The 19,738-nt window shown below is 40.7% G+C and carries 14 protein-coding genes and 1 tRNA gene; 7 read left to right on the forward strand and 8 right to left on the reverse strand.

Translation table 11 applies throughout. The annotated features are described in order from the left end of the window. Positions 1–63: 63 nt before the first annotated feature. The gene (locus QVA83_RS00690; RefSeq protein ID WP_014948461.1) at positions 64–873 is read right to left on the reverse strand and encodes an MbnP family copper-binding protein; all 810 of its coding nucleotides are present in this window, start codon (positions 871–873) and stop codon (positions 64–66) included. Positions 874–956: 83 nt separating this feature from the next. On the opposite strand from QVA83_RS00690, the gene QVA83_RS00695 reads away from it, so the two are divergent. Then, on the forward strand, positions 957–3,710 hold the full coding sequence (locus QVA83_RS00695) for a choice-of-anchor B family protein (RefSeq protein WP_156077973.1): 2,754 nt from the start codon (positions 957–959) through the stop codon (positions 3,708–3,710). A gap of 126 nt (positions 3,711–3,836) precedes the next feature. After that, positions 3,837–3,913: transfer RNA gene (locus QVA83_RS00700), tRNA-Ile, on the forward strand. A gap of 181 nt (positions 3,914–4,094) precedes the next feature. On the opposite strand, the gene QVA83_RS00705 is transcribed toward QVA83_RS00700, so the two are convergent. Genes QVA83_RS00705 through QVA83_RS00715 form a run of 3 tightly spaced genes read right to left on the reverse strand, consistent with a single transcriptional unit; the run spans position 4,095 to position 10,167 of the window. After that, the gene (locus tag QVA83_RS00705) at positions 4,095–6,296 is read right to left on the reverse strand and encodes a DEAD/DEAH box helicase (protein ID WP_039224686.1); all 2,202 of its coding nucleotides are present in this window, start codon (positions 6,294–6,296) and stop codon (positions 4,095–4,097) included. After that, positions 6,293–7,600 (reverse strand): ATP-binding protein, encoded by a 1,308-nt coding sequence (locus QVA83_RS00710; RefSeq protein ID WP_039224684.1) that lies wholly within the window; start codon positions 7,598–7,600, stop codon positions 6,293–6,295. The genes QVA83_RS00705 and QVA83_RS00710 overlap by 4 nt, the downstream gene beginning before the upstream one ends. Before the next feature lie 2 nt (positions 7,601–7,602). Next, the gene (locus QVA83_RS00715) at positions 7,603–10,167 is read right to left on the reverse strand and encodes a tellurite resistance TerB family protein (RefSeq protein WP_039224682.1); all 2,565 of its coding nucleotides are present in this window, start codon (positions 10,165–10,167) and stop codon (positions 7,603–7,605) included. Positions 10,168–10,978: 811 nt separating this feature from the next. Here QVA83_RS00715 and QVA83_RS00720 point away from each other — a divergent pair. Further along, complete coding sequence (locus QVA83_RS00720) at positions 10,979–12,175, forward strand: hypothetical protein (RefSeq protein ID WP_039224680.1); 1,197 nt, start codon at positions 10,979–10,981, stop codon at positions 12,173–12,175. Between the two features lie 29 nt (positions 12,176–12,204). Here the strand turns inward: QVA83_RS00720 and QVA83_RS00725 are convergent, their stop codons facing one another. The 4 genes from QVA83_RS00725 to QVA83_RS00740 form a co-directional block, all read right to left on the reverse strand. After that, positions 12,205–13,377, reverse strand: coding sequence for a tyrosine-type recombinase/integrase (locus QVA83_RS00725; protein WP_039224679.1), 1,173 nt, complete (start codon positions 13,375–13,377; stop codon positions 12,205–12,207). Then, positions 13,374–14,372, reverse strand: coding sequence for a replication initiation factor domain-containing protein (locus QVA83_RS00730; protein WP_052247339.1), 999 nt, complete (start codon positions 14,370–14,372; stop codon positions 13,374–13,376). The genes QVA83_RS00725 and QVA83_RS00730 overlap by 4 nt, the downstream gene beginning before the upstream one ends. A gap of 77 nt (positions 14,373–14,449) precedes the next feature. Next, positions 14,450–14,671, reverse strand: coding sequence for a helix-turn-helix domain-containing protein (locus QVA83_RS00735; protein ID WP_156077971.1), 222 nt, complete (start codon positions 14,669–14,671; stop codon positions 14,450–14,452). Positions 14,672–14,826: 155 nt separating this feature from the next. Beyond that, positions 14,827–15,315 (reverse strand): hypothetical protein, encoded by a 489-nt coding sequence (locus tag QVA83_RS00740; protein ID WP_039224676.1) that lies wholly within the window; start codon positions 15,313–15,315, stop codon positions 14,827–14,829. 469 nt (positions 15,316–15,784) lie between these two features. Here QVA83_RS00740 and QVA83_RS00745 point away from each other — a divergent pair, with 469 nt between their 5' ends. The 4 genes from QVA83_RS00745 to QVA83_RS00760 all read left to right on the forward strand — a co-directional run bounded on the left by QVA83_RS00745 (position 15,785) and on the right by QVA83_RS00760 (position 19,666). Further along, the gene (locus QVA83_RS00745; RefSeq protein WP_156077970.1) at positions 15,785–16,819 is read left to right on the forward strand and encodes a patatin-like phospholipase family protein; all 1,035 of its coding nucleotides are present in this window, start codon (positions 15,785–15,787) and stop codon (positions 16,817–16,819) included. A 195-nt stretch (positions 16,820–17,014) separates the two neighbouring features. Continuing rightward, positions 17,015–18,169: a hypothetical protein gene (locus tag QVA83_RS00750; RefSeq protein ID WP_039224672.1), complete on the forward strand. Its 1,155-nt coding sequence runs from the start codon at positions 17,015–17,017 to the stop codon at positions 18,167–18,169. Positions 18,170–18,210: 41 nt separating this feature from the next. Then, positions 18,211–18,717 (forward strand): hypothetical protein, encoded by a 507-nt coding sequence (locus QVA83_RS00755; protein ID WP_039224670.1) that lies wholly within the window; start codon positions 18,211–18,213, stop codon positions 18,715–18,717. 70 nt (positions 18,718–18,787) lie between these two features. Next, a complete protein-coding gene (locus QVA83_RS00760) occupies positions 18,788–19,666 on the forward strand; it encodes a lipase family protein (RefSeq protein WP_039224668.1) in 879 nt (292 codons plus the stop codon). Positions 19,667–19,738 lie beyond the last annotated feature (72 nt).

Here is a 19,738-nt window from a genome sequence, read left to right on the forward strand (position 1 = left end):
GAGCGATAATTGCCGCCTTGAAAGCGAGCAGAGCTCGCCTTCTAGTGCAAATTAAAAGTGCCGCTACTGCCACTTAATCCAAGGCCTGTGCACTAAATTCTGAATAAGCTTTTTACAGGGCTCAGTTTCAGGTGACTCGAACATACAGCTTGGCGCTTCGTTTATATCAACTTGCGCGACAATGTTAGACACCGATACTTCCAAATCTAAATCAGTATCGAGTTGGGTCATCGGCAGAATAAACTCCACCCGGTTTGTGAAAGCACACGATTTTTCAGGTGGCCTGACTGCTGATTCAGAATCGCAACCCACGCTACCTAAATGATAAGACCATTTGCGTGTTTCCTCTGAGCCTTTAGACACATCCAGTCGCAAAAACTTATGACCGTTTTGCCAGCTCCAAAACATTGTACTGTCATTCAATGGCGAAGGCTGTGTAAGCGGGTTAGCGTGATTATCGTCGAAGGGAAGACCCATAGTGAAGCGCAAGTTTGTGGACAGCTTTAAAAGCTCTTCCGATACATCTAATACAATTTTGCTATTGGCATCATCAGGGTTGTTGCACTTATTGTGAAACTTTAGCAATGCTATATTCGGCGTCTGCCATTGGGTTTGTTTAAACTTAACTCGCTGCCACTTACCATCAATGCGCACTTCTGGCTTGCTAAGGTAAAAACCGAAGTAGTCTATATTCCATCGCTGTTGTCCAATACTCATGATCATTGGACATGCCCCCGTATCGACTCCCACCAACTTAAACGGGATTTCACCAGGCTCTCTTCCTTTGAGGTTAATGACATCACAGCCGGTTAACGACACTAGCGCCGCAAAGAGTAACGAAGGCATGACACTCATGCGAAAAGGCATTTTCATTTACGTATGTACTTCCTTTGGATATCTGGTAGTTTTTTATACAAACTACCTTTTTCTAATTACACACTTGCGCGGACGACAAGATGAATGCATTCCCATTAACGCTAATAGTGCTGCTATTAGCATTTGTGAGTCAAGGTGCACAAGCACACACAGACCATGACAAAGCGCGTTTTGTTGCCGAGGACGGCGTGGACGCGGGCAAGTGTGACAACCGTTTCAGGCCCTGTAAAACGTTGAGCTATGCCGCGCGACAGGCCAATAAAGGCGACAAAATTCTCGTTGCTGAAGGCCAATATTATTTCGACAACGCTCAGCATGCACAAGTTCTAAACGACAGTCTTTTACCCGTATTAGGAGGCTTTTCTCGTAAAGATCATTACCAGGCACAGAAGCCTGCCTTGCACAAAACTACACTAGTTAATGTGCCTACCTATTTATCAGAAGCCCTTTATGAAAAAGGGTTCGATAGTATAACTGACGGAAAAGCCGCTTCTTCCCTTCAAGCACAGGCATCATCGCACATGGTTCTTAGTACAGAAGTCAGTGCAAATGAAGCTTGCACAGATGGAACGGCTGCCGACTTCCCATGCAGCAATATCGATCTACTCTCTAACGTACCTGTTAACGTATTGTCGTCGGTATCAAATAGTAGCAACGATATTTGGGGGCACGTCGATTTAAACAACCGTAGAGAATATGCCATTGTTGGCATGCAGGCCAGCATTGCCGTTGTAGACGTAACCGAGCCAACAGCGCCGGTAGTAGTGGGTGAAATTACCGGTCAAAGTACGACATGGCGCGACATTAAGGTCTATCAGTATTTCGATAGCGCTGCGGGGCGTTTTAAAGCGTATGCCTATGCCAGTGCCGATAGCGTAACAGAAGGTTTTACCATCATTGACCTTAACGACCTCCCTAATGGTATTAGCTTAACGAAGCGGATTAACGACGATAACCGTGCACACAATATCTACATCTCTAACGTAGATTACACGCTAAACACACCGTTAAATGACGCTGCGCCTCAGTTGCATTTGGTTGGCCAGGATAGTAACGGCGGAGCCTTTCGTTCATATACGCTAACCTCACCTCAAACACCAACCGCGTCTTACATACCTAGCGGTCTCACACGTGCCGACTATACGCATGATGCGTCATCTATGCGCGTTACCGACGCAAGAGCGCAAACTGACTGTGTGAATGCTACGGCTGATGGATGTACGGTTATGCTTGACTTCAATGAAGATGCAATGCGCCTTTGGGATCACACGAACACAAATAGTACCTCTGAACTAAGTAGTATTAGTTATAACGAGGTTGCCTACACCCATAGCGGTTGGTTTAGTGAAGACAAGCAGTATGCCTTTGTTCACGATGAGTTGGACGAGCGAAACTTCAGCTTAAATACCCGGGTTATGATTTTTGATATTTCATCACTCACAACACCTGTGCTTGCCAGCATTTGGACCAGTGACAACGGCACTATCGATCACAACGGCTACGTAAGAGGTAACCGCTACTATATGTCTAACTATGAGCGTGGCTTAACGGTACTAGACATTTCAGATCCTACCGCGCCTGTAGAAGCTGGCTTTTTCGACACCTACCCTGCTTTTAACAGCACCAACTTTAATGGTGCGTGGGGCGTATACCCGTTTCTACCTAGCGGTAATATTTTGGTTAGTGATATTCAGCGCGGTTTGTTTGTATTAAAAGACAATACGTTGAGCGCAACAACAGTCGCGGGCTTCTCTCAGGCTAATTATGAAACGGATGCTGATACAACCTTAAGCCTTCCTGTTAATAAGACAGGTACCGGGGCTATGACAGTTGCGTATGAAGTAATAGCGGGTTCAGCCACCAGCAGCGATGTAATGTTAGCGTCTGGAGAACTCAGTTGGGGTGCATCTGAAACACAGGCTAAAAACATCACGTTAAGCATCAGCGCTAATGAAAATACTGAAAGCAATGAAGTATTTTTCGTAAGGTTATTTAACCCACAAGGAGGAGGCATCACCTCTGGTAGCGGTTATACTCGAGTCACCATTAACGGTACTGCACAGCAAGGGAAAGTTGAATTAAGCACTGGCGAACGCACTATTTTAGAGACCGACTCTGAACTTGCGTTAAACATTGTTCGCCAAGGCGGAAGTGAAGGCGAAGTAAGTGTGAACTATTCACTGGAAAGCGGCACAGCAGTGAGCAATGAAGACTTTGTCAGTCAAAGCGGCACGCTAACTTGGAGCGACGGCGAAACTAATTCGAAGACCGTCAATATTGCGCTTATTAACGATAGTATCGAAGAAGACAACGAACAATTTCGTTTAGTGCTTGCTGCACAAGACACCAATCTTCTAGGTGGTGTGGTAGAAACGCTGATTACGATAAAAGATGATGAGAGCAATCAAGCCCCTGTGGTAAACGCAGGAACAGATGTTGAAACCGATGTAAGAGCCAGCGTTGAATTAACGGGAAGCGCCCAAGACCCCGAAGGCGCGTTAACAAGCGTAGAATGGACGCAAACCGCCGGCGACACGGTTACCATCAGAAATGCAGATACATTAACCATGTCTTTTACCGCCCCATCATCTCAAAGCAATTTAACCTTTTCGTTAACTGCAACGGATGAGTTTGGAGTTAGCACCAGCGACACCGTTACTGTTACCGTAAACGAAAGTGTAGTGAGCTTGCCAACGGATACTAATTCAAATAGCTCTGGTGGAGGCGGTTCTACGACTCTGTTTAGCATATTAGGCTTGGCATTAGCTCTTGGGTGGCGACGTGTAAAATTACCAAACAAGGCACATAAACTACAGCTTAGTGAACAAAAATAAAGCAAACAAATCACAAAGCCACCAGCGAGGCGTGACAAGGCAAATAAAACTGCTTATACTTGCGCTCGCTTGTGGTTGTTATGCATAGCAATTTGCAATAAAAAACTGCACAGCACATCTCAAAATGGCCCCATAGCTCAGTTGGTTAGAGCATCCGACTCATAATCGGCAGGTCCCCTGTTCAAGTCAGGGTGGGGCCACCATTTTTCCTCGCCTCAAGCGATAGTAACTACCAACCATATTTTCCTGTGCTACATATGTGCTACAGTTTTAATGAGTTCAATCGCTTCACGATAAAAAACACAACGAATTTGTAGGTAGTGTTGAAGAGCCTTAAGAACGAGCTAAAGCTATTGAACTTACAATTTAGTCAAAATAAATCTATCAGACGAAATCTGTTAATAGTTCTTTGATTTTCAATTTCGTACTTAAGACATCAAATGCTCTCGCGGCATAACCAGCCAAAAGCAAATTTTCCGGTAGATACTCATCAAATTTATCAATCGCCTTTTCAGGAATTGACTCAGCTAACTCTTCCGCAGATATGGTGCCATCAGTCTGGAAACTCTTAAGTGCATCGATTACATCTTGCGCATCGGCCTTTTCAATTTCAATGATTCCTGCAAATGCTCCAGCAGCGAAACCTTTGCTGATCAGTACAGCAACGATAGTGTTTACAACTTTATCGCCAGCCCAAGGAAGGATCACCACTCTATTGCCTTGCTGAATAAAATTAGCTTTTGAAAGATTAGCTGTTTGGAAAAATTTAGCCGCTTCCTGAAACAATGACTGTGCAGTTTCATCCGCAAACTCTATCCGGTGTTCGCCAACCTTTATTTTGTAGTCGCTCTCACTCAGTATTTTAAACATTTCTTGTCGAACCACATCATGAATCGCCATTCCAGCACCGCCAAATTTAGGAGGCTGCCCCCCCTTAGCGCGGTTGACTAATATGACCTGTTTTTCCACATCAACTAATTCAACCACCCACCTTTTCCCTGCAAAAACGATATGTTGACCTTCTAAAATCAAGCTATCTACAGGAAGTGTTCCTAGAGTTTTGCTGCCTGAAATAATTCTAAATTCTTCAGGTGTTTTAAATACGGCGTAAAAACTATAATGATTCGTTATTTTTTCGCCAGCATGTCCTAAAACTAGCTCTCCACTACCTAACTGAGTAATTAATTCAGTATTGCCCATATGAGACAATAAGCATTTAAAATGAGTGACGGTAACATGCTGAAACGGGCCGTCCTTACACAGTAAACTATATATTTGATCAGCTCTTATTCCTCCCCACTGGGCAGTTAATGCTAATATTTGATGCAGAAGTGTCGAGAAATGCAATAGTGAGGAGTCAGCTGGTTCATACCACTTACTAGCAACTAATAGTCTGACGATCGCTAATGACTGAACTAGCTCCAGACGTAACTTATCTACAATACTGGATTGCTTTGTCAGTTCGTTCTCGGTAATTAGCATCCTTAGAATACTTGCACCACCGCGTCTTCCTGACCGCCCCATTCTTTGCCTCAAACTAGCTATCGAATGAGGCGCTGTAACTTGCACAACTGAGTTAACTTTTCCAATATCAATACCAAGCTCCAAGGTCATGGTACAAATTGCAGTAGTTGGGAGCCTTTCCTGCTGTAGCCGACCTTCTAATGTTTCTCTCATTTCCTTTGAAAGGGAACCATGATGAGGAAAAAACTCATTTGGTACAGTGTTACTCTCACACATATCGGCTAATATTGCTGCGAGGTTTTCAGTACGACTTCTGCTATTCGCAAAGACTAGATGGTTACCACCTCGGCAAAGTTCATATAAATCATTACAGACAAGCCGTTCAGCTCGCACGGCATCACCTACTGCTGAATTGACCTCAATGTAGCCCTTGACCTGCATTTTTAGCGAAGCAGAAGATTGCGTTTGCTTAATTATTTTGCAGGGCAATGATCTATTTGGCCTAAGAGAGAGTGGTACGGTCTCTAATTCACCAAGAGTGGCACTTAATGCAGTTCTGGGTATAGGATTTTTTAGGCGTCCAAGTAAATGTTCTAGTCTATGAAGTAGACTCAACAAATGGTGACCACGTTCAGTCCCTATGAATGCGTGAAATTCGTCAATTACAATGTGTTTTAAATTTTGAAAAGCAGATTTAACCCAACCACTGTCTCGTATTAATAGTGACTCTAATGACTCAGGTGTTATTAAAACAATACCAGACGGATTTCGTTTAAGCTTTGATTTACGGCCTTGGGCACTATCACCGTGCCAAGGCGTAACTTGTAAGTCTAGTATATCTGCCAGACTTTCAAGCCTTCTATCTTGATCGTTTATTAGTGCTTTTAGTGGACTTATATATAAGATCCCGACGCCCAGCTTATCCTCTGCAATAGTACTTATTGCGGGTAAAAAAAATGCTTCTGTTTTGCCTGCTGCTGTAGAAGCGCTGATGAGCACATCAGTGCAACCGGCCAAGATAGGATCAATCGCTAGGCACTGAATTTCTCGTAGATGATTCCAGCCCTGCTTAAAAATCCACTGCTGTACACGAAAATCCAGCTTCTCATGTGCATCTATCATAATTTGAAATCAGCGAGCCCATCTTCATTTGATACGATATCAAGCTCAACATCTGATGGCTTTTCTTCCACAATATCAACTTTCGCAATCAAGCTATCCCACGAAATACTTGGATTTTGATCTATTACTGCGAGCATATCTAAAAAGGCTTTTATGGTATTTCTTGGAGTTCTGAAATAAGCATCACCAATCGTTTTACTGCAATGTACTAAAAATGCTTTAAGGGATTCATCTGGTACTAAATACTGTGTTTCATCACCAGAGGCATGAACATGCCTCAAATTTTTCAGAAGAATAAATAACTCCTCAGGCGTCAAGCTAGCTAAATGTAGCGCAGGCGATGAATAATCAATAACACCAGCTTGTTTTGCAAATGTATTACCTGCTAGGCGTGATTGTAGTGCTTCATAGCTATATAAGCCTTTTCTTGGGTCAAGCAAGAACTCAGGTGTTCCCCCGAGTAAAAAGCCTAGATACTCTGCAGATCCCTGCAAACAGTCGTTTAATATCCGTAAGATCTGTTCATAGTTCGACACTCGCGCTTGAGTACTATTGAGTTTGTATAAGTTTACCATTTCATCGAGGTTAACCAATAAGCCCTCGTAACCTGCTTGCCTCACAAATAGGCTCATTAGCTTTAAAGAATCATAAAACGATGCATCAGAAATAATGCTCCTAATCCCAAGATCTTTGCGTGCATCGGTCTTAGTTGCATATTCGGCTCTTAACCATTTTATTGCATTGTTTTTTAGCGTCTCATTGTCTGTTTCATGTCCAGTCCAGTAAGCTTCTATCACTTTAGAGAAGTCGTATCCTCCCATTAGTTCTGACAATGAAGATAATCTTTCTTGAATCACAGTGGTGATATCTTTACCGTTATTATCAGCTTCTTTTCGCGCTTCAGTAATGAACTTTTCTACTACGCTTGTTAAAGCATTACCGTCAGGCTTATTGCGAGTGGACATATTCCTCATGAGCTCAGAGTATAAATTCCTGGCTTGTCCAGATGATGCATGAATACGTCTATCCGGAGATAAATCAGCATTCACGGTTACCAGTTTTCGCTCCAAAGCTATAGCCCTGACAACACTTAAAAAGAAAGTTTTACCGGAACCATATTCACCAATAATCAAACGAAAAGCTGAGCCACCTTCAGTAACCCGATCTATATCCGCAATCAGAGCTTTTAACTCGTTGCCTCTGCCTACCTGTATATGCTGTATTCCTACTTTTGGCGTAACACCGGATTTAAGCGACTGGATAATAGCATCTCGCTCTCTAGCTCTAATTTTTTTGGCTGCCATTGCTATAACTCCCTTATTTCTTCAACTATTTCTTCATCGATGTATATTTCGCCATCATCTTCAACAACTGGCGCATCGACTAAATCAAACGCCCAATCATTTATGGTTTCGATTGCACCATCAATCATAAGATTAAGATCACCGCATAATTTAGCCACTTCGTTACGGCTCCATTGCGCTTGAGTACATAGCTTTTCATAAAGCTGGCTATGAGCTTGATCTAATCCATTAATATCATTTGAAGATTCAGCAAGTTCTAAACTTTCACTTTCATCATCTTCATCAGAGGTAAATATCTCCTCTAGCATACTTTTCGCCTCTGTGGTTTGACTCTCATGAAGCGCTAAGATAGCTTCATCAATGGAAAATTCTGATGAACGTTCGCGTCCGGAAACTGATTGATGACTACTCGTAGTTAGTTGGTGTATATCACTCGATACTGTATCTTTGTCCAACCCTAAACTCGTATAGAGTTTCTCGATCTGCTTTACTTCTTTGTTATCAACATTGCCATCAGCAAGTGCTATAGAAATAATAAACCGCTTAACAAACTCGATCTCCTTTGCACCCAAGCTACTAAGACGATTTTTCAAACCGGTATTGTCGGAAGGTGTCGCTAAGCGCCATGTCAAATATGCTTGCAAAGAGCGCTTTTCTGTATCTGTTAGCTTTTCATCATGCGCAATAAGCTTCTGTAACGCAGTGCTTTCTGATTCGTCAACAAAACCATCTATACAGGCAACCATCGCTCCTAAGCGAAGGGCCACACCCACTTGGTTAAATGTATGACTGGGGGTAAAGCCGTTCTCATGACCAGGTGAAAACAAGACTATTTTCCCATTTAACTTAAGTTTTGCGTGGTGATACCTTAAATCAGGAGCAACCCCAACATTCGCAAAGTTTGCCAGACTACAAATCAATTCACTTTCTTTTTTATTAATGGCTTTTGGTTTCGGCAGCCCAGTCTGTAACCAAAACTCTGCAACTTCCGTAAGTCCCTCATTTTCAGAAATGATAGTCTGTGCCCAAGCTTTAAACTTTTCGACTAGCGGCGATTGCTGGCTATTCGCGATTGCAGTAGGAAGTAGCATTAATGCAGCTAAGTCATCTTTCGTTGTATCCGCTTTACCTAAATATCTGCTATAGCTTGCTAACTCTTCTGAAACTTTGTCAGCTAGAGGGATTAGCTTGTTTATCGGGCCTTTTAAAATACTTGGATCGGGCAGTCCATCTAATGAAATCCTCACAGTAGGAATACCATTATTGGCGGGATAGTACTCCGCGTTCAATTGAGTTTTATTGGGCTTAACAGGTATCCCATCAGGAAACTTCTGTTTAAAATACATTTTAAATAGGGAATCAAATTCAACTTCGCAACGTCTTGCCGCAGTTTTAAGGTTGTAATGCTCAGTATTTTTAATCCATTCAAGCGCTAATGAATCTCCGATCCTTTGTGATTCAACTACTTGTTCTGCTAATCGAAATTTGAAAAGCAAAGAATGACGTGTTCGGGGAAGCTCATCTTTTTTACTTTCGAATAAATCAGGTTTTAGCAGGTACATCAGTTCGAGTAAGTTTGAGGAATAGCTAAGAAAAGAACGACTAGAGCTAAACTGCTTATTTAAGCGAAGCACCTCATCAAAAATATGTTTGAAATGGACCCTATTGGTTTCAATATCCTTACTGTTTTCTATCACGAATCGCTCAAGACCATTAAAATATATGAACACGAAGCCTATCGGTGTATTTTCCAAATTTCGTTCTGTCGCTAACCAGTCAAGGTAAGACCCCCTACATTGTTTTGATAATGAATCATAACTGGGCCAGTAGCCTAAAGACTCATCAATGTAAAAAACACTTTGGTTGATTGATGGCTTGGCAGCAGGTAACAAGCTACTTACTAATGCAGGTTCTGGTTTAAATCCTCGTAAAGATTCCAGTTGCTCACCGACATATAGAAATCCTCTGAGTAAGCGGTCGTGTACTTTAACCTCTTGATACTTCCCAATCCACGCCCCCTTTTTACCGACTTTTGTAAAATCGCTGTGAGTTTGTGCGCTTTCATAAATATTGAAGGAAGCAAGACCGTCATCGGCAGAAGATGAACTGGATGCATGCTCAATTCTTGACGTAGAAGTTAGTTGGGGTTGACTAGCAAGCTGAGAAGTCAAATAATTCGAAGCCGTTTTTGTGGTAGTGCTACTATTTGGAGCTTGTATCGGATTATCTCTTACATCTATTTCTTTTTCTTCAGCGATTTTCGCTTTGTCACTATTCTTAGCTGAATCTATACTAGCTTTCTTTTTGCTGCTAATTCTTGATAGATTATTACGAGTTAGTTGAATATTCTCTTTATCATTTTCATCGCATGCTCCAGTATCGACTTTGTTTTGTTCGTCTGATTTTTTTTCAGCCGAGGAACTTCTCAATACAGTAACAGTCTCTTTTCTAGGACCAGCTTCCTTTTTATTGTATTTCGTATTTACCCTTACTTTCCCCACATCGCTTTTGGGTTTGAATATTAGCCAAATGAAAAATGCGACAACAAAAATGTAGATAACTTCCATGTAATAAACCTTAGAATTTGTGACTTTAACGCTAATTTTTAACGTCAAATTTATAAATGCTTCTATTGTTACCTCAAGCTAACTGATTTGAACAAGTGGCGCCATACTTGAGTATACAAAATGCGAAGAAACTCTTGGTGACATCAAACAAAACAACAAAGGTATTACCATTTAAACAATAGCGTTCCCCGATTCTTTTATCATAGCGCCCTCCGTATTAAGCACGATAGACTCGTAGAAGCATAATCGTATCCAATAGATGCACTTCGCCGTGAGAGCTCAAGTAACGCTTTTCCATGAAGAATAGAAAATGAAGATTCCAAGTGGGTGCGTGCTACCTTTAGTCCAATTTACCCATTCTATATGCCGATTTTTGGCGCCCCTCACGCTTACACGTAATGCAACACGGTTATCGCTTCCAAAATCACCTGCAGTCCCTACGTTAAAAGCGATTAAGTGATAACCGTGTTAATTTCACTCCGCATTTTTCACCACGGAAACACTGTAATATTGACCCCAAATTATATTTAGATTTAGCAGCAATACGCTTTTTTACTAAATCTCTTATTAGAAGATTTAGTGATCCACCGGGTTATTTTAGATCCCCTATGTAATTGTGCGATCCAATTATATGGGAACAAACAGAAACGAAACTGCCACATCTAAAGCGCTCAAAGTAGTCACAAACTAACTAAACGAAAAATCAAACTGTTTACTTTTTGTTCGATTTGTATATCTTAAGATGATGCATCTTGTAAAAAAACATGAATCTAAACTGGTCACGAAAAGTCCGTAACAAACAGGGATGTGTATGAAAAGAGCAATCTATTTAGCTGGGCTCGGTCAAGAAATGTATCCAATGTCGTTACGCGACTACGCGCAGCGGCTCTCAAAAGCCCTTGATGAGGAGGACCCAGTTGCTTCTAACGCATATAAGGCTGAAATAAGTGAAATGGAATACAGTCAGGAAGGGCTTTCTGTCGACGTTGTAACTATAAGCAAGAGTAGTGAGCAAGATGAGAAAATAGTCTATAAACTCTATAATTTCGATTACGCCCAATTTCTCACTAGTAATTACTCTGATGCTAATATTTTGAAGCGATTCTTAGTTTTATGCTTAGTCTTGCTCGCTAGATTTCCTTCCCTAATGAAATCTTTTTTCGATTTCAATTTTCACATAAAGAAAAGATCGAAAATTCAAGCCTCATATTTCCTTATCATTTATGCCGTTTTGGGCATGTACCTATTATTCTTAATTCCATCGGTGTTATCTGTTTTAAACGGCATGATGGATCAATCAGGAGATACTGTTAATAACTCTTGGTTTGGCGAGTTTCTAAATTGGATTGAACCTGTAGCTAGTGGGATAGTCACTTCTTTTGCTGTCACAATGATGCTCTCACCAGCCTCTAAAACTATTTTTGCAAAGACAGCTATTGAGTATTTAGGTGCTAATCAATACCTTAGTACTGGCGAACAACGTCAGAAAATTCTAGGCAAACTATCAAAGCTAATAGAGGAAATAATTGAAAAAGAAGGGGAAGATATAAAAATAGAGCTGCACGGGTATAGCTTTGGTTCGGTAATTGCATTCGATGCATTATTTCCAAAAGAGTCCCCTCCAAGCACCAGAATAAAAAACTGTATCACCAGCTTCTGTACGATTGGCTTCCCCTTAGATTACATTGAAATTTATTGGGACAATTACTTTTCTAACAGAGTATACGATGGATTGTCCCTTGTTGATTGGAAGAATATTTGGTCTGAAACTGATGTTTTATCCAGCTCATTGGACAACGATAAGACTAAAAAGCTCTCTCTTATAAAGGATGAACAGTTTTGGGAAACGCTTTCATTCCGAGAATATTCATATAATATTTTTGACTCCAACTCCGTTGGGTATTTGGAGCTGTTTATGTTCTATGGTATACGAGCCCACTCCATGTATTGGGATAGGCACTCAGACTCAAAAAGTTGCTTAGTCTATTTGGCCAAGAACGATAATTGAGAAACACATATCCTTGTGCTTTCATATATTTATTTACATTCTCTATTGATTTTTTCATGCCACGTATCTATGACGTCCTTCAAGGGTTTACGCAATGTGGTGAGAATATAAGTTGAGTCTAAGTGCGTCTTTTTGTGATTAAGAAGTCGCTCCACCAAATAATAGTCAACACCGCTATCGCGCAAATATGTTGAACCATACTTACGTAAATCATGAAGAGTAAATTTTCCCTTACTCACTTTCATAACCCTTTGCGCAGCATAACTCGAAGACCAACTATTACGTCCCTGCTTTACCGGAAATAAGAAACGACTTCGGCAATATCGCCTCTGCTGCCTTTTGTAATCCGCTAGCCACGTCAGAGAATATGTTGATAGTGGCAAGGTAAGTGCTGAGCCAGTTTTAGTGTGTTCTTCAGGTATACTCCAAGACACCTTCTCCGTGTCAAAGTCCCTCCACCGCGCCATTACTGTTTCTGTATTTCGTGTAAGAAAGCCCAGACAAAGCAAACATAGAAAACGGTCTGGTGGACTGAAATGCTGAAATTGTTTTATGACTTCGCTTAAAGGTAATCCGGCAAGCGCTGCTTTTTTAGGTTTAATCGAAGCTGGTAACAGCATGGTGAAGTTAAGGTCCGATAAAGGATTTTCGTCAATATAGCGAAGCCCATGTGCTTGCTTAAACGCAGCTTTCAACGTTTGAAATGCGCCCCGCAGCGTGCTCGGTGAAAACCTATTGTTTAATGGCCTCAACCAAGCTTTATCTAAAAGCTGCGAAGAACAATCTGATATACCAACTTCAAATAAATACGGGCGTAAAAGACTTTCAACTCTATGCGATTTATTTTTTATCGTTCGAAACGAATTAAGTTCCTGTTGTGCGATGTTTGACTGATACCAGTCTAATAGCTCACCCACGTTAGTAAATCGCTCTACACTGCTTAATTTGTATCGCTTTGCGTGTTGCTCTACTAGCCACTTTCTTGCCTGTTTACGTGCTTCTTGTAAATTAACAATTGGATATTCACCCAATGCCTTGCTCGTGGAAACTCCGCCTTCTGAATATAAGCAATGAAAATAGCCAACTTTTCCGTGAGCCTTTGCTGGACGGAATTGCAGTTGCGGAACAATGATGTCTCGGCAAACAAAATTCTCTTTACTTGCCTGGCGAAGTAAGCCATCTGTAAACTTAGTGTATTTCATATAGCTTCACCCGACTGCAGAGCAATAATTTCGGTGCAATCAGCTAACGAAACTTCATCAACAAAGGGTGGGAGCTCGATAACCTTGCATCTTCCAATGCGAGACAACATTTCGCACGTTGCTTTTGCGCCATGATGTTCGGTTAGCGTTCCTATAAGCGGGCCATATTGGCGTTTACAACTGGCCACTCTAGTTGATACATCACTCACATATTCACGCATAAAACGCTCAGTAATAGGAATTACGCTGTGCTTGCCTAACAACTTCCGCATTGCTCTCGGAAATGCACTGTAGAAATAATCTGCTCGATTTCGAATAGTTTCATCTGGTATTCGGTCGCGATCATTTGAAACAAACCTGACTTCATGTCGCATCCAAGGTCTACAGTATGTAAGCTTTAATTGCTTACCTTTTTCATAAAAGCGGCCTCGTTTATATGCGGTTGGGCCTCCGATATAACGAGTTCTCCCTTCTACCTTGTTACCTAGGTTTTCTTTTTTAGGTCGTTTACCACTTTCGGCATTAAACCGACCACGAGAATAGTCCTTATCAATTTTTTCAATTTGATAAAGTCCATTTTCATCATCTAGCGCCAAATCTATACGCCGTATAGTTACTGCTGGTTGAGCAACGAGCGCCTGCAACCATACGTAATCTGACTCAGCTTTTTCGATACAGGCACATCCAAGACCAGTCAATTCAAGCAGTACCCTTTTGTATCGTTCGCTGTATTCTATTTTACCTACAACATTTTGTGCTTGGGTTGTTGTAACGATCTTGTAGGCGCAGTCGTAACCTCGACTTCTATTACACTGCCTGTGACTAATTAGTAAATCGTATTTACGCAACTGAAGCGCAATCATTTCAAAATAATGATTTGGCGCTTCAACATCATCTACCCTGAGTTTAAGAAAGTCGATAAAGACAGGGGGATGTTCGGGATTAAGCTTCCCGTAATTTTCAGCTACAGTTTCAGGCTCTAGACTTTTATTCATGCGCTTCTACCTCAATTTCCTGAGTATTCAATGATCTGGTTATTATCGATATAGATCGAATGGCATTAATTGAGGTGTTAGTCACAAGCGCTCACCGGCTTATCCGCATGATAAAACCTATGCGCATTGATAAACGCTTCGACATCTTCCGCACAATAGCGCACACAGCGACCTATTTTTACATAAGACAAAGAACTTGAGCCGTGGCAGCGCCATACTGCGAGCGTGTTTAGCGTAACGCCCAGTTGTTCTGCTACTTCTTGAGGTGATAGGAGTTTTGTTTGTGTTGTTACTTTCATTTGGGCTCTCTTAGTTTGATTAAAATGCCCGTAGATTTAACAATGATAAAGAAGCGGTAAATAGTAGGAAGGGGTACCCCCCTTTATGAAAAAACAGGGGGGTGTATATGCTCTAGGCCTCGATTTTATTGACCAAAACACATAGGGGTATATTTTTAGTAAATCTTTGTTGTAGGTTTGCCTTTATTGATAAGTTTGAGAAGTTCTTCCCTTGCAGCACCTTCAATATCAGGATCTACGCCTTCGGCTTTTGCAGACTTTCGAAACGTTTCTGACGATAAGATAGTATCTGCCCTTTGCTTAAAGGTTCTTTTTGTCGAACCATCCGCCTTAAAGTTATTTACTTCATTGTTCAGAATAATCGCGAGCTTCAGCGAGTTACTCATTTCATCTTCGCTACTGCCTTTTATCCTCTCTTCAACTTCTGAGGGAAAGTAACTCAGTAGCAGATTAAAGCTGTTATCAATCGCTGAAATTGCGTTTTTACACACCGAGTTATAATCATAGTTGGCAATATCTTGTTTATCACGCCCTTTGGCCTCTTTGTAGGTTGAATAGGAGTGTTCAATAAAAGCCTTTTTTTCCATGATGTCGTTCATTACTTCATCAATGTTATCGAGTTCTTTATTTGATAGTTCAGTCATTTAGTCTTTTCGTTAGCGAGATATGTTTGAAACTTGATGCCTAGCGTATAGGTGTCTAGAACTGTTAGCTGAAACGCGTGCCCGTTATTTATTCGCTAGATATCGGTTTACCTAACTAGGATGCTACGAACCAGTTGATCGCTCAACAAACTAGAGGAAATAAACTTAAATATTTATCTATCAACTTCGCTGTAGTGATTGAAAGATAGTTCTTACTCACAACTTCGATAAATCCATCCTCGAATTTCTTAAAGATTATCAGGTTTTTTAATTTACTCATTCTGGTCATTCCTTTTCTATTGAAGGGATTATGCGCTTCTCTCCTTAACTAACTTTTAAAATTGATTTTCAATTTTCATTAATTTCTATTAGTAAAATACTTGTTAACAGAAAAATTACCTGATACCTTTAGATTGATTAAATTTTAAACAACCCTTAATCAAAAACAGCTTTTGAAAAGGACAAGATAATGGACTATCCGTTTAGAAACCTTGTATTTGAAGGTGGTGGTGTAAAAGGGATTGCTTACGTCGGAACTATGCGTGTTTTGGAAAGCAAAGGCATTCTGCAGAATATATCTCGTGTCGGAGGCACTTCAGCTGGAGCTATAAATGCAGCAATGTTTGCTGCCGGCTATAGCAACAATGAAATGCTAAAAGTACTCAAAAAGCTCGACTTCAATGACTTTAAAGACGACAGCTGGGGTGCAATTAAGGATCTGCGTCGTCTTGGCACTGAGTATGGTTGGTATAGAGGCGACTATTTTCGAGACTGGATGGGTGACTTACTCAAACAAAAAACAGGGACAGCTGACGTCACCTTCAAATCGCTTTTCGAAAGCACTAATCGAAGTTTATATATTTATGCGAGTAACATTTCTACGTCTTTCGGCGAAGTTTACTCATATGAGCACACTCCTAGGATGCGTGTCGTAGATGCAGTCCGACGTTCCATGTCAATTCCATTGTTTTTCCGCGCAATCAGAGACGATAGAGATGACGTTTTCGTTGATGGTGGCGCTATTAATAACTACCCCGTAAAGCTGTTTGACCGAGCGAAGTATATTGAAGTAGAAAAACACAAAAGAGCGACAGACTACTACGACAAAGAAAATTCCAAATTACAGGCAGCAGGGTTTCAAAACAGTCAGTACTTTTATAACAAAGAGACATTGGGTTTCCGACTCGACTCCGCGAAAGAGATTGGAATTTTTAGAGATGGCCAAACACCACAAAGTGTAAATATTCAGAACTTTCTTGATTACAGTATGCAACTTATCAAGACAGTAATGTCAATCCAGGATAGTCAACACCTTCACAGTGATGATTGGCAACGCACAGTATACATAGATACTAAGGGTATCAGCACATTCGACTTTGATTTGAGTGATGCGAAGAAGAACGCGCTTGTGAAGTCTGGAAAAGAAGGCGCTGAAAAGTACTTTGAATGGTGGGATGGCGAACATGACGTACTACCTGTGAACGCTCCTAATTCTCAAACTTAGGTAAGCTTTTGACTAAATTAGTTTGCGGACTATTTAAAGAGAGTTAAACAGAAGAGCTGTAGTTTAAACAAAGAACAATATTGAACATTCTTCATACAAAATAACGCGATAAATAAGAGTATTTGCATTTTACGCTGTCTTGAATGCTGTGGTTTCTCCTTTTACGTAAACGACCACATGAATTAAGGAAGATAAATGTCTAAATCACTTTTAAAGCTTTTGGTTCTTTCGAGCGGCTTACTGATACTCTCCGCATGCTCCAACACGCCAGATCTCACATCATTTGCCCAAGAGTCAAAAAACCTTCGCACATCGGTAAACACTACACATCAAGAAATACTGCAAAAGATAAACGATCTCAATAAAAATCTTGAAGCAGGTAAAGTACAGGGTTGGGTAAAAACAGACAGTGATAAAAGACAGCAGTATGAAATCATGTTGTCAGAAGATGCAGACCGCTTTCAAAAAGAAGCCGAATTGTTTATCGCTCACACAGCAACTATAGATGGTGCACTGGCCGCAATGGTTTCCTATAGTGATTCATTAGCTAACCTGGCTGCTGCAGGTGAAACTGGTGCAGAGAGTGTGGAGTCTCTGACAGAATCGGTAAAATCCATAAGCGATACTTTGAGTTTAGCTTATCCCCCATCAGCAGTTGCATATGAAGGGTTTACGCAACTGTTAAGTGAAGTAGCCGATATTTATACTCGAATTGAAGCACAAGATACGCTTGCTCTAGCGATGGAAAAAGCTACGCCCGCAGTTGAAAACTTAGTAAGTATAATCAGCATACAATCAAATTTACTAGAAAAGTTGACAGTTAATATTGTCGGGTTAAGAGTTTCTGCGCATAGAGGGATGAACGGTCCCGCAAAAATTGGATACTACGAAAAATTTAATGCGTACAAAAACATGGAATACCTTTATGAGAGTATTCTGAACGACTGTACATGTAATCGAAAGGAAACATCTGTTAACCCTTTACCAGATTACTGCGGCCAACCAAAACATGAAAAAAATAGTGCCATCCTTCAGTGTCACCTCACAAGAGAAAGTGCTCTAACATCCCGCTTACAGACCCTGGAGAGAGTTCAGGACAACTACATCAATTACAACAGTTCGCTAGCATCTGAATATCATTGGGCTAAACAGATGGAGAGCCAATTAATTGCTATTGCTGCCGCGGCTGAAGCTTGGTCATCAGCACATAAGAAGACATCAAAATTTTTAGCAAATTGCGGAGGAACCCGCTCACTCAAATCATCTTGTAATAATCTAACCGTCAACAATTTAAAGTCAGCTATTGAAAGACTGAAAGCCATAAGTGAGGGGTTTGACACCAATGAATAACCCAATTACTGATTCAGTTAACAACAATATGGAGATTCGTTATGAGCAATAAAGCTGAAATGGATGCCTACTGTGCACTGGTTGCGTTTAGAAACGCCAGAGCAGCAGGTGAAAATGGACTTGTAGAATCACAAGACTTCCAATCTAAAGTCAGTTTAGTTGATGACTTCGAACGTAAAACAGAGTTACACCAAATCTTTACTGCAATGAACTTCGCTCAAGCAGGAAAAGTTTTTGAAGCATTTGGCAAGGCAGCAAAAGGATTTGCAGAGATTAAAGACGCTTTCGAATTGAGTAAGAAGCTTGCCGAAGATGGCAAGGAGGATCTTTTTTTCCCTAGTGCTGCATCAGAACTATCTACAATTGCTTCAACGGTGAAAGCCCTTAAAGAAGCAACAGATTCATTGGTTAGTAAAACAGGAAGTTTGACAGAAGCCTTTGAACAGAAGGATGCTCAAGCTCTTATTGACGAAGCGAAACAAGCTCGAAGCGATATAGGTCAATTATTAACTGCTTTGGAAGATCTGAAAAATGCGATGCCAGCGTGAATTCGAAGATTAGTTTGTTATTAAAAAAAAAGCCAGACAATAATTTATAACAGACATTAAGGAAAAATATATGCCAAAAGACGCGGATAAACTTAAGGAAAAAATATCAGTAAAATTACCTCCGGGAAAACCACACAATCGTTCAATACATGACTTGTTCAATGGCTCAATTGATAAAGACTTAAAGTATATCCATGAGTATGCAGCTTTATGTGATTTAGTATATGAAAACGAGGTGCCTGAAATAATAAACGGCTGGCAACCTGCTAAAGTAAAATTTCGAACTAAAAGCGAACTAAAGGTACAAGCTTGGTACAAGTTTTCAGGTAGTAAAGTTTTTGTCGCTATCGTCTTTAGAGGCACTCGCTTCACTCATTGGCGCGATTGGTGGCACGGTAATTTGAGTATAATCTCTCATTATATAAGTGAATCAAACTCATATTACCTTCAAGTAATTAGAGGAATAAATGCATTTCTTGAGGCGTTAAAAAAGGAAATCGAAAATACTCTGATACAGGAAAAAATAAGAGAGAACGATACGAACTTACCTACTTTAGTCTTCGCGACAACAGGGCATTCACTTGGAGGCGGATTGGCGCAGGCTTGCAGCTATGCGCATCCGGAAATTTCCCTAACATATGCCATTAACTCTTCTTGGATTACCTTTTACACAACTTTTTTGAAAAGCGAGTGGGAAAAAAACTGTAATTACTTAAAAGTTTTTAGATTGAGTGAACTTGGTGAGGTCTTGCAATACTTTAGATTTTTTGTCACCCAATCCTACCGGTTTTCAACTCGCCAAAACGAAAACCCTAAGTACGTAGTCATCAGAGTCAACTTTTTGAAGTCTTGGTTTAAAACGATAACCAGTCATTCGAGTAGCTTAATCAGTAGCGGATTAAAAAGAGCACATGATGACTATAAGAAAATGAAGGTTAATAATCCTTGATAGAGAGAAGCTTAGCGCACATGTACACCGTGAAAAATGAACTAATTTCTGTTCATATTGAAGGTAAAACTG

The organism is Alteromonas sp. AO-Serp (genome assembly GCF_017849675.1).
Lineage (GTDB): Bacteria > Pseudomonadota > Gammaproteobacteria > Enterobacterales > Alteromonadaceae > Alteromonas > Alteromonas macleodii.

Bases quoted from the DNA above. Each gene is read 5' to 3' on its own strand.
- QVA83_RS00745 (WP_156077970.1), top strand. From the start codon at position 15,785: ATGGACTATCCGTTTAGAAACCTTGTATTTGAAGGTGGTGGTGTAAAA.
- QVA83_RS00740 (WP_039224676.1), bottom strand. From the start codon at position 15,315: ATGACTGAACTATCAAATAAAGAACTCGATAACATTGATGAAGTAATG.
- QVA83_RS00695 (WP_156077973.1), top strand. From the start codon at position 957: ATGAATGCATTCCCATTAACGCTAATAGTGCTGCTATTAGCATTTGTG.
- QVA83_RS00730 (WP_052247339.1), bottom strand. From the start codon at position 14,372: ATGAATAAAAGTCTAGAGCCTGAAACTGTAGCTGAAAATTACGGGAAG.
- QVA83_RS00755 (WP_039224670.1), top strand. From the start codon at position 18,211: ATGAGCAATAAAGCTGAAATGGATGCCTACTGTGCACTGGTTGCGTTT.
- QVA83_RS00725 (WP_039224679.1), bottom strand. From the start codon at position 13,377: ATGAAATACACTAAGTTTACAGATGGCTTACTTCGCCAGGCAAGTAAA.
- QVA83_RS00735 (WP_156077971.1), bottom strand. From the start codon at position 14,671: ATGAAAGTAACAACACAAACAAAACTCCTATCACCTCAAGAAGTAGCA.
- QVA83_RS00715 (WP_039224682.1), bottom strand. From the start codon at position 10,167: ATGGAAGTTATCTACATTTTTGTTGTCGCATTTTTCATTTGGCTAATA.
- QVA83_RS00720 (WP_039224680.1), top strand. From the start codon at position 10,979: ATGAAAAGAGCAATCTATTTAGCTGGGCTCGGTCAAGAAATGTATCCA.
- QVA83_RS00750 (WP_039224672.1), top strand. From the start codon at position 17,015: ATGTCTAAATCACTTTTAAAGCTTTTGGTTCTTTCGAGCGGCTTACTG.
- QVA83_RS00690 (WP_014948461.1), bottom strand. From the start codon at position 873: ATGAAAATGCCTTTTCGCATGAGTGTCATGCCTTCGTTACTCTTTGCG.
- QVA83_RS00705 (WP_039224686.1), bottom strand. From the start codon at position 6,296: ATGATAGATGCACATGAGAAGCTGGATTTTCGTGTACAGCAGTGGATT.
- QVA83_RS00760 (WP_039224668.1), top strand. From the start codon at position 18,788: ATGCCAAAAGACGCGGATAAACTTAAGGAAAAAATATCAGTAAAATTA.
- QVA83_RS00710 (WP_039224684.1), bottom strand. From the start codon at position 7,600: ATGGCAGCCAAAAAAATTAGAGCTAGAGAGCGAGATGCTATTATCCAG.